Below are 598 nucleotides of genomic sequence, written 5' to 3'. Positions count from 1 at the left end.
CGATCGTGGTGTCGTAGATGCGCACACACACGAGACTGCCGATGGGCGCGGGCCGCGCCGCATAGTTGCTGCGTTCGACGCTTACGGTGGTATCGTCCCAGACAGTGCGCACGACCTCGGTAAAGTAGCGGAATCCCGTGATCGGCAACGGCCTTAGGTGAGGCTTCTCCTCCTGGAACATCGCCTCGACCTGTCGCCGTGCACGGCCATGGATGCGTTTGGCGGCCCAGTTCTCTTCCCAGTGCATTAGGAATTCGTTCTGGGCGTCGAGCGACTCGAATCGCCGGCCGGCGAGCGCGGTGTTCTGCGTATGCTGGATCGCGTTCTCTACGGAACCCTTGCGATTCGGGTCGCGTACGCGAGCCGGGTCGGCAATGACGCCGTAGTGCTCGAGCATCGCGGCATAGAGCCGGTTGATCTCGGGCTCGTACAGGTCGGGCGTGATGACGCCCTCACGAAGGTTGTCGAGGACGACATAGCTCACGCTGCCACCGAAGTACCGGAAGGCCTCTTCGTGAAGCTGGGCCCAGACCTGCTTGCTGGACTTCCAGACCACGCGCCGGAAGCTGCGCCGCGAATACCTCAACGTCATGACGAA

1 protein-coding gene is annotated in these 598 nt (G+C 62.5%); it reads right to left on the bottom strand.

Annotation, left to right across the window (positions count from 1 at the left end; genetic code table 11):
• Positions 1-598 (bottom strand): IS21 family transposase (gene istA, locus AWB81_RS43985; protein WP_144444437.1); only part of this gene is annotated, 598 nt, incomplete at both ends.

This window comes from Caballeronia arationis (assembly GCF_001544975.2).
GTDB lineage: Bacteria > Pseudomonadota > Gammaproteobacteria > Burkholderiales > Burkholderiaceae > Caballeronia > Caballeronia arationis.
The sequence above is the reverse complement of the archived record's forward strand: the minus strand, read 5'-3'. Positions and strand labels throughout refer to the sequence as shown.